This is a genomic window from Nonomuraea ferruginea (assembly GCF_039540635.1).
In the GTDB taxonomy this organism is placed as follows: Bacteria; Actinomycetota; Actinomycetes; order Streptosporangiales; family Streptosporangiaceae; genus Nonomuraea; species Nonomuraea ferruginea.
Genome location: NZ_BAABFD010000012.1, coordinates 301,452 through 310,453, shown reverse-complemented (window position 1 = coordinate 310,453; position 9,002 = coordinate 301,452). Strand labels below are relative to the sequence as shown.

Here is a 9,002-nt window from a genome sequence, read left to right as displayed (position 1 = left end):
GGCCGCTGGCGAACCCTCCAGCACATCACCGTCAGCCCCAGCCGAATCGGCGACATCGCCCGCGCGGCACTTGTCCTCACCCGTTTCGAGCACGACTACCTGCCGGCAATTCGCTGAGATCACGTCAGTGAGGCGCCAATTCACTGTCTGCCAGACGTAACGGAGGGCGAATGAAGCACCCTGTGATCTGCGAGCGGGCCAAGGGGCATTACTGCGGTTGTTCCGCGTGCGGTGGGGCGCAGCACGGCTGGACCAACGCTCTCCTGTTGGCCCGAGACCCCTCTCCCGTTGCTCGTCAAGAGGCGAGAGATCGCAGCGACACCGCATGGGCCGCGACTCGGCCTCCCGTAGGGCGACGCAAGCCATCCAAAGACAGGAAAGCAGCAGCCACCGATAGCGCCACGGTCGACATCGTTGATTGGCTATCCGAAAACCCGGACACCATCGACCGCATCCAGGAAATCGGAGACATCCTTGCTGGTCCTGTAATCCAGGAGCTCGACAATAGATTCGGCGGGAGCAACCCGCGAGAAGCAAGAAGGCAACTCACTAATCATTTCTGGTGCGATCTCCTCGTCGCCGTGGCCGAGGCCATCGAGAAATTCTCGAAAGCCATGGACCGAATCCCCGAGTACATGACGACGGTCATCCTGCAGTCCCGAAAGGCTGAAGGGCGCGGCGTCCTCCTCGATGCGCTGGTGGGCCTTGCCGTACGGACGGCATGGGAGCCCATCAAGAGGATGATCCACACGGTAGGGATCGAGGAGCTTCAACGAGGATGCCGGATCCTCGCCGTGCTGATCTGCCCCGCACCCGAGAATCACCAAGCCGTCCAGGACGGCGCCCTTCTCCCCTTGGCGAAGGAAGGGCTGTTGGAGACCAGCAGGGAGCGGCTTGAGCAGGTCTTCCCTGCCGATTGGGTTCAGCGCCTTCGAGAGGGCCTCGGCGAGGCATGAGCAGAGTGGCCGGCGTCCCGTAGGCATGAGCTGCACGCGTGGGGACCGGCGGTGTCGGACTGCGTTGCTGTACAAGATCGAAAAAGGCCCTCCGGGATCATCCCGAAGGGCCTTCTGCCAGGTGCGCGGCCGAGAGGACTCGAACCCCTAACCTTCTGATCCGTAGTCAGATGCTCTATCCATTGAGCTACGGCCGCTCGCTGCGTAAGCAAGCATAGCGGGTTCTGAGCGATGCCTCGAACCAGTTACGGCTTTCATGACCCCGCCGGTTCCTCCTTCTTGGGCCACAGCGTGTAGCTGACCGGCCAGATCAGGGCGATCAGCGGGACCTTGGCCGCCTGGCCGAGGAACATGTACAGCTCCCCCATGCTCCCCGGCTTCCCCACGAGCCAGCCCATGGCCAGGACGACCGCCCAGGCGATCCCGTACGCGAGGACGATCCGCAGCCAGAAGATCCACTCGGAGCGGGTTCTGGCGGAGCCGGCCTCGGGCGGACGGGGCGGTGGGGGGCCGCCGGCGTAGCGGTGGTGGAATTTGGCGTCGGCCCACTTGAGCGTGCTGTGGCCGAACACGATCGAATAGGCGAGGTACGCGGCGGCGAGGCCGTGTTTGAAGTCCGCCGGGGCGCCGCCGCGCATGTCGATGACCGCCGCCGCGAGCAGGATCACGTCCAGCAGGGGGACGCTGACCAGGAGCGCGGTGCTGAGGGCGCGGCGGTTCCACAGGTAGCGGCAGGCTAGGCCGAGACCGAGCAGGATCCAGAAGCCGATCTCGCAGGCGATGATGACGGCGACAATCACGATGTCCAGTCTTCCGGCTCGTACAGGGAAAACATCCTCTTGGGGGACGGCCTGTGGATACATCGAAGTGTGTATCCACAGGCCGTCCCGCGAAGGATCGAAACCGCCGCGCGACGTGGTGGGATGTGGGCATGAACCGCGTGGCGCTGGGTGCGGGCCTGGCCTTTCTCGTGGGCCTGGCGCTGATCGAGTCCGGGGCCCGCATCGACCGCGGCGTGCCCGATTGGGTGCTCGCCATCCCGCTGGCGATCACGTGTCTGGCCGTGCTGCTGCGTTACCGGTCGCCGCTGGGCTCGCTCGGGCTGGGCACGGTGGGAGTCGTCCTCGACCTGTTCGTGGGGCCGTCGCTGGGCACGGTGCTCGTCTACACCGACAATCTGTACGCGGCCGCGCTCTACGGGCCGGCCCGGTTCTCCCGCTGGCTGCTGGTGATCACGACGGTGGCGGCGGTGGGGACAGGGGCCGTGACGGGGTTTCTCTGGGCCGACTGGCGGGCGCTCGCGCTCACCGTGGTCCAGCTGGGGCTGATCCTGGTCACGCCGGTGACCACCGCCCACATCCTGCGCCAGCACCGCGACCAGGCGGCGGCCGAGCGGGCCAGGGCCGAGCAGGTGGCGCGGCTGGCGGAGCTCGACCGGCAGGCGGCCATCACGTCCGAGCGGACGCGGATGGCGCGCGAGCTGCACGACATGATCGCTAACCATTTCAGCGCCATCGCCATCCAGTCCACCGCGGTGCTGTCGCGCAAGGACCTCGATGCGGCCACCGTGCGGACGATCATGGAGTCCGTACGGGAGAACAGTGTTCAGGGCCTGGCCGAGATGCGTTCCATGATCGGGCTGCTGCGGCAGGAGGGCGACGAGGGCGAGGCCCTGAGACCTCGGCTGCGCGACGCCGAGGGCCTGGTGGAGCGGTCGCGCCAGTCCGGGCTGGCCACCGAGCTGAGCGTCGACGGCCCGCCCCGCGATCTGCCCGCGCCCATCGACCTGGCGGCCTACCGGATCCTCCAGGAGGCGCTGACCAACGCGCTCAAACACGGCGACTCGCCGGCCAGGGTTCATCTGGTGTACGAGCCGGACCAGGTGTCGATCACCGTCGACAACGCGGTGAGCAGCCGGGACGACCGGCTGCCAGGGGCCGGTGCGGGCCTCGTGGGGATGAAGGAGCGGGCCGGTCTCGTGGGCGGGACGTTCGAGGCCGGGCCGCACGCGGACGGCTGGCGTGTCTCGGCGACGCTTCCGGCGCCGGGCCGGGAGGCGACGTGAAGTCCTCCAGGGCGGATGAAGGGCACTGTCGCCGGACGCACGGTGGCAGCGCGGCATACGTCGATGGGACCGGTGGGGGAGATTGCAGCGTGGCATACGCCGGTGGGTGAGCTGGTGAAAGGCGAGGTGGGCCGAGTGGGCATCAAGGTGCTGGTGGCTGACGATCATGCCGCCGTGCGGGCCGGGATCGTATTGATCCTGGATGGCGACGAGGACATCGAGGTGGTCGGGGAGGCGGCCGACGGCGTGGAGGCGGTCGCCATGACCAAGGAGCTGCGGCCCGACGTGGTGCTGATGGACATCCGCATGCCCAGGATGGACGGCATCTCGGCCACGGCGGAGCTGGCGGGCATCACCGATGTGCTGATCCTGACGACGTTCGACGTGGACGAGTACGTGTTCGGCGCGTTGCGGGCGGGGGCCGCCGGGTTCCTGTTGAAGAACACGGACGCGGACGCGCTGGTCGACGCGGTGCGGCTGGTGGCCGGGGGTGACGGGTTGATCTCGCCGGGAGTGACGCGCAGGCTGATCAAGGCGTTCGGGGAGCAGGCGCCGGCGCGGCGGGAGCCGGTGGATCCGAAGACGCTGACGCCTCGGGAGCGGGAGGTGCTGGCGTGCATCGGGCGAGGGCTGTCCAACGCGGAGATCGCCGAGGAGCTCGCCATGGCCGAGGCGACGACGAAGACGCACGTCAGCCGGGTGCTCCACAAGCTGGGCCTGAAGAGCAGGGTGCAGGCGGCCATCTACTACTCAGAAGGGGAGATAGGGCCGTAATGTGGGCGTCGTGTCCATGCCGCCGCCTCAGCAGCCACAGCAGCCCCGGTCCACCGGCGTGGTCGTGGGGCTCGCGGTGGTCGGGCTCTTCGCCTACATCGTGGTCAACGTCTTCGTGGGGGTCGTCGCCGTGTCGATGGCCACGAACGTGGTGCTGGCGCTGGCGGCCGGTTTCCTGGCCGTCGGCGCGCTCGGGGGCGGGGTGGTGTTGCTGTCGCTGCGCAGGCCGTGGTCCAAAGGGCTGGGCCTGGGGTTGATGATCGGCTGGGGGTTGGTGTCGATCGTGTCGGCCGGCTGGTGCACGGGGCTCAATCCGGGGTTGTACGCCTGAAAGCGGACGTCAACCGGCGGGTTCCATCCTGTTCGTCGGCCAAGAGGGAGAGGGATGACGACACCACCGCCGGACGATCCCGGCAAGCACGATCCGGGCCAGGAGGGGCCGACCCGAAACTTCCGTGACGGGCTACCGGGACAGGTTCCGCCGCCACCGCCACAGGGAGCGCCGTGGCAAGCGCCTCCCCCGGAGGGTCCTCCCTGGCAGGGCCCGCCGCAAGGCCACGCGCAGGAGCCGCCGCAGGGCACTCCCTGGCAGGGCCCGCCGCACGGTCCACCGCAGGGCCCGCCGCAGAGCCCGCCGCACGGTCCACCCCATGGCCCACCGCCCGGGCCTCCGTACGGTCCCGGGATGGGCGGTTGGGCGCCGCCCCCTCCCCCGCCGTCCACCGGCGACAAGGTCGGGATCACCATCGGGATGGCATTCGTAGGCTTGACCGTCTACAGCGTCATCAACGCGGTCCTCGGCTTCTTCGTCTTCTTCGCCGCCTTCAGCGCTCCCGAACACAGCCGGCCCATGCTCATCGCCGGCACCGCGACGCTGGTGGGCCTCGGGCTGGTCGCGGGCCTCGTCCTGGTGCTGATCCGCAGACCCTGGACACGCGGGATCGGGATGGGGCTGATGATCGGCTGGGCGCTCTGGTCGATCTGCACGGCAGGGCTGTGCACCGGCCTGAACCCTGCACTGTACGGCGCCTGACATGCCGCTGCACGAGATCTTCGTCGGCCTCGGCGTCGCGGTCGCCTCGGTGGTGTTCTTCTACGAGGCCCGCAGCAGGGGCGCGCTCAACGAGCAGTCGCTGGTGGCCGTCACCGGCGCGCTGGTCGGCGGCGCCATCGGCATGCGCCTGGCCGGCTGGCTGGAGACGCTGGACCTGCAGCAGCTGTGGCTGTACGGCTCACGCAGCGTCCTCGGCGGGCTGGCGGGCGCGTACGTCGGGGTCCTGGTCGCCAAGCGGATCATCGGCTACAAGGAGCGCACCGGTGACCTGTTCGCGCCGGCGGTGGCGCTGGGCATGGCGGTCGGCCGGATCGGCTGCCACCTGACCGAGGCCCCGGGCCGGCCGACCGGCCTGCCGTGGGGCGTCCACGCCCCCGCGAGCACGCCCGACTGCCCCGGCTGCCTGGCGGGGCAGGCGATGCATCCGTCGTTCCTGTACGAGATCGTCTTCCACGTGGCCGCGTTCGCCGCCCTGCTGTGGGCGCGCAAGCGGCTGACCCGGCCCGGTGAGCTGTTCACGTTGTATGTCGCGGCGTACGCGTTCTTCCGGTTCTGTGTGGAGTTCACCCGGGCCAACGACATCCTGTGGCTGGAGCTGACGGGCCCGCAGTGGTTCCTCCTGCCGGGGATGCTGCTGCTCGGGCTGAGGCTCGCGTACGGGTGGCGACGCGGCTACTACGCTGCCCTCTTCAAGCGAAAGGTCATGACATGAGCACGGGGATGGGTCTCCGAGGCGACCGCATCGTCCGCTACGTGAACGCGTTCTGCCCCCACTGCCACGGCCGCGACCTCGACCGGATCGAGCGGCTGAGCGGCTACCTGGCGGTGCGCGACGGCAAGGTGTGGCTGGAGCGGGGCTGCAGGGAGCACGGGCTGGTGCGCACGCTCTACGACGAGGACCCGGAGATCCTCGCCTACCTGGAGGAGTGGACCGCTCCAACCAAGCAGCACGTGCCGGATCTCGCGGGCAACTTCGATCCGGTGCCGGCGGCGTACCTCAAGGGGCTGCCCGAGCTGCAGACGCAGCACACCTGCATCCTGCTGGAGGACATCGCGGAGGCGTGCAACCTGCGCTGCCCCACGTGCTTCGCCGACAGCTCGCCCGAGCTCAACGGCGTGGTGCCGGTCGCCGAGGTGCTGGCGAACGTCGACCAGCGGCTGGCCAGGGAGAACGGCAAGCTCGACGTGCTCATGCTGAGCGGCGGCGAGCCGACCCTGCACCCCGAGTTGAAGACGCTGCTGCACGAGCTGGCCGCACGCCCGATCACCCGCATCTTGATCAACACCAACGGCGTGCTGATCGCCCGCGACGACGCCCTGCTCGACCTGCTCACCGAGCACCGCGAGCGGGTGGAGGTCTACCTGCAGTACGACGGCTCCTCGGCGGAGGCGTCGAGACACCACCGCGGCGGCGACCTGCGCAGGCTGAAGCGGCAGGCCGTGGCGCGGCTCTCGGAGCGGGAGATCTTCACCACGCTGGTGATGACGGCGGCGCTCGGCGTGAACGACGGCGAGATCGGCGACGTCGTCAAGGTGGCGCTCGACACCCCGTTCGTGGGCGGCGTGTCGCTGCAGCCGCAGTTCGGCTCGGGCAGGTCGGGGACGATCGACCCGATGGACCGGCTGACCCACACGGGCGTGCTCAAGCGGCTCGGCCCGCAGACCGGCGGGCTGGTGACGTGGCGTGACCTGACCGCGCTGCCGTGCTCCCACCCGCACTGCTGCTCGGTCGGCTACCTCATCCGCGACGACTCGCAGCGGTGGCGCTCGCTGGTGGCGCTGATCGGCCACGACCGGCTCAAGGAGAACCTGGGCCTGGTCGCCAACCGCATCGCCGACTCCGAGATCCCCCGCGAGCTGCGCCTGGCGGTGCAGGAGTCGCTGCTCGACCTGCTGTCGGAGCAGTCGTCGCTGTCGCATCCGCAGATCGGCGAGCTGTGGCGCAACATCTGCGAGAACTGCGACCTCGGCGTCTCCACGCTGCTCACGCTGGCCTCGTCGGCGCTGCCGGGCCGGCGCAAGAAGCTGCGCCGGATGATGGGCGAGCGGGTGGTCCGGATCACGATCAAGCCGTTCATGGACATCTCGACCATGATCGAGGAACGGCTCACGCAGTGCTGCGTGCACGTCGGCACACGGTCGGCCCAGGACCAGTGCGCGCCGTTCTGCGCCGTGCAGGCGTGGCCGCAGCTGTCGGCGCAGCGACTGTCGGCGGTGGCGTCCGAACCGCGGCTGCGGCTCCCGCTGGAGGTGCTCCCGTGACGACTCCACCAAGCACGCCGTACGATCCGCTCCGGTTGTGCGTGTACGCGACGATCGCGCTCCTGGCTTGGGTGTTCGGGCCGTGGGCGCTGCTGGCCTTCGCCGGGCTGGGGTTCGCGGGTTACTGGAAGGCGCGGCGGGCCGGGCTGACCCGGAGCAAGTGCCTGCTCCGGGACACCCGGCTGGTCCTCGCCTACCTGGGCGTGCTCGCGCTGGCGGCGGTGACGGCGATCGTGCTGTCCTTCACATGACGGCGAGCAGGTTCACCACGGTCAGGTTCGAGCCTTCCCGCCAGGAGAAGACCGTGGGGACGCCGCCGCCGAACTCGGCCTCGTCAAGGCCCACGACCTCTTCGGTGGTGAGGTCGTACAACGCCTGGATGACCGGCCCGGAGGACAGCCGGCCGAGCACGAACCGGTCGGCGGGCAGGCCTTCGAACACCAGAGGGCGCAGGTCGGCGGGGATCGGCCGGCGGTCCGATCCGTCGGGCCGCTGGCGGAAGGGGCCGCCGTCGAGCACGCCCGCGCACCACTGGATGCCGCAGATCAGACCGCGGGCTCCGCTCGGCACCGAGACGTCGGCCGACCGGCCGGTTTCCAGGTTGACCGTGCGGTTCTGGTTCCGCTCGTGCGACTCGCCCGCGGTGTAGCCGGCGGCCAGCGGCCATGACCTGAGATGGAGGCCGTCGGTGCCCTTGATCTTCTCCGGCTTGCCACCGGTCAGCGGGAGCCGGTAGACGCCGCCCCGCTCGACGGAGAACACGATGTGGTCGCCGGTGATGTCGACGGCGTCCACCTGGGCCAGCTCTCCGGTCAGCTTGGCGACGTGCCCGGACTCGCCGCCGGCTCGCGGCACGTACCAGAAGTCGGCCCATGCGCCTTCGCCGGCGTGAGGCGTCTCGCCCCACCAGACGATGTGATTGTCCCTCGCCTTGACGTCGCGGAAGCGGTAGCCCGGCACGTTGGGCTTCGGCATGCTGGTGACCGTCCGGAACTGCCTGATTCCGGTGTCGAACACCTCCAGGCGATCCGGCTTCACGCCGGGTGCCACGGCGCTCACCAGCACCTCGGCCGGGCTGATCGCGGCCATCGGCTGGTATTCCCGGCCGTCGACGGCCGTGCCCGGCACCGTGAACATCGCCTCGGGCCAGACCTCGGCGGCCTGCTCGACGCCCCGGGTGACCTCGGCCGCCGGTCGCGCCCGCCCGCCGCCGTCGGACAGGACCACCGTCGTGCCTCCCGCCACCAGCACCACCGCGGCGGCGGCCAGCGCCGTCCGCGCCCACCCCTCACGCCGGCGCGACCTGCGGCGGGCGGCCACCGAGGCCGCCAGCGTGGGCTCCGGCTCGGCGTGCCCGGCGGCGGTGTGCAGGGTGCGGATCAGGTCCTCTTCGCTTCTCATCGCGCCTCCTCCAGCGCATGCGTGATCCGGAGCTTGCCCAGGGCGCGCGCGGCCTGGCTGCGCACGGTGCCGCGGGAGACGCCGAGGATCTCCGCGATCTCGTCGTCGGGGAGATCCTCGTAGTAGCGCAGCACGAGCACGGCGCGCATCCGGCGGGGCAGCCTGCCCAGCTCGGCCCAGAGGTCGGCGTCGTCGTACCGGTCGAAGTCGCCGCGCTCGGGCACGGCCGCGACGAGGTCCTCGCGGTGGCGGCGCCGCCAGGCGTTGATGTGCAGCCGCACCATGGTGGTGCGCACGTAGCCTTCGGGGCTGTCCTTCTTGCGCACCCGCGACCACGCGTTGCCCAGCCTGGCCAGCGCCTCCTGGACGAGGTCGGCCGCGTCCTCGGTGTTTCCGGTCAGTACGTAGCCGTACCGGAGGAGAGCGTCACCCCTGGCTCGGACGAACTCGTCGAACGATTGGTCCACGGATCCAAGGACCGTGAGAGGGG

Annotated in this window: 11 protein-coding genes and 1 tRNA gene; 8 read left to right on the top strand and 4 right to left on the bottom strand. The window is 69.8% G+C overall.

Annotated elements, in window-relative coordinates; all coding sequences use genetic code 11:
• Positions 1–170: 170 nt before the first annotated feature.
• Positions 171–956 carry a hypothetical protein gene (locus ABD999_RS24005; protein WP_271276288.1) on the top strand — a complete coding sequence of 262 codons (786 nt, stop codon included), beginning with the start codon at positions 171–173 and terminating at the stop codon, positions 954–956.
• A 124-nt stretch (positions 957–1,080) separates the two neighbouring features.
• Here the strand turns inward: ABD999_RS24005 and ABD999_RS24000 are convergent.
• Positions 1,081–1,153: transfer RNA gene (locus ABD999_RS24000), tRNA-Arg, on the bottom strand.
• Between the two features lie 57 nt (positions 1,154–1,210).
• Positions 1,211–1,756 (bottom strand): hypothetical protein, encoded by a 546-nt coding sequence (locus ABD999_RS23995; protein ID WP_271276287.1) that lies wholly within the window; start codon positions 1,754–1,756, stop codon positions 1,211–1,213.
• A gap of 131 nt (positions 1,757–1,887) precedes the next feature.
• Here ABD999_RS23995 and ABD999_RS23990 point away from each other — a divergent pair, with 131 nt between their 5' ends.
• The 7 genes from ABD999_RS23990 to ABD999_RS23960 all read left to right on the top strand — a co-directional run bounded on the left by ABD999_RS23990 (position 1,888) and on the right by ABD999_RS23960 (position 7,362).
• Positions 1,888–3,021, top strand: coding sequence for a sensor histidine kinase (locus tag ABD999_RS23990; protein WP_271276286.1), 1,134 nt, complete (start codon positions 1,888–1,890; stop codon positions 3,019–3,021).
• Positions 3,022–3,123: 102 nt separating this feature from the next.
• Positions 3,124–3,795, top strand: a complete 672-nt coding sequence (locus ABD999_RS23985; RefSeq protein ID WP_271276285.1) for a response regulator — start codon at positions 3,124–3,126, stop codon at positions 3,793–3,795.
• Positions 3,796–3,805: 10 nt separating this feature from the next.
• Positions 3,806–4,126, top strand: a complete 321-nt coding sequence (locus tag ABD999_RS23980; protein WP_187281569.1) for a hypothetical protein — start codon at positions 3,806–3,808, stop codon at positions 4,124–4,126.
• Positions 4,127–4,546: 420 nt separating this feature from the next.
• Complete coding sequence (locus tag ABD999_RS23975) at positions 4,547–4,828, top strand: hypothetical protein (RefSeq protein ID WP_271276284.1); 282 nt, start codon at positions 4,547–4,549, stop codon at positions 4,826–4,828.
• A 1-nt stretch (position 4,829) separates the two neighbouring features.
• Complete coding sequence (locus ABD999_RS23970) at positions 4,830–5,561, top strand: prolipoprotein diacylglyceryl transferase (RefSeq protein ID WP_219549987.1); 732 nt, start codon at positions 4,830–4,832, stop codon at positions 5,559–5,561.
• A complete protein-coding gene (locus ABD999_RS23965; RefSeq protein WP_246641035.1) occupies positions 5,558–7,111 on the top strand; it encodes a radical SAM protein in 1,554 nt (517 codons plus the stop codon). Before ABD999_RS23970 ends, ABD999_RS23965 begins: the two co-directional genes overlap by 4 nt.
• Positions 7,108–7,362: a hypothetical protein gene (locus tag ABD999_RS23960; RefSeq protein ID WP_148036115.1), complete on the top strand. Its 255-nt coding sequence runs from the start codon at positions 7,108–7,110 to the stop codon at positions 7,360–7,362. The genes ABD999_RS23965 and ABD999_RS23960 overlap by 4 nt, the downstream gene beginning before the upstream one ends.
• On the opposite strand, the gene ABD999_RS23955 is transcribed toward ABD999_RS23960, so the two are convergent.
• Together ABD999_RS23955 and ABD999_RS23950 are read right to left on the bottom strand one after the other, a co-directional pair.
• Positions 7,355–8,512, bottom strand: a complete 1,158-nt coding sequence (locus ABD999_RS23955) for a hypothetical protein (protein ID WP_271276283.1) — start codon at positions 8,510–8,512, stop codon at positions 7,355–7,357. The two genes, ABD999_RS23960 and ABD999_RS23955, sit on opposite strands and share 8 nt — an antisense overlap.
• On the bottom strand, positions 8,509–8,979 hold the full coding sequence (locus ABD999_RS23950) for a SigE family RNA polymerase sigma factor (RefSeq protein ID WP_148036113.1): 471 nt from the start codon (positions 8,977–8,979) through the stop codon (positions 8,509–8,511). The genes ABD999_RS23955 and ABD999_RS23950 overlap by 4 nt, the downstream gene beginning before the upstream one ends.
• Positions 8,980–9,002 lie beyond the last annotated feature (23 nt).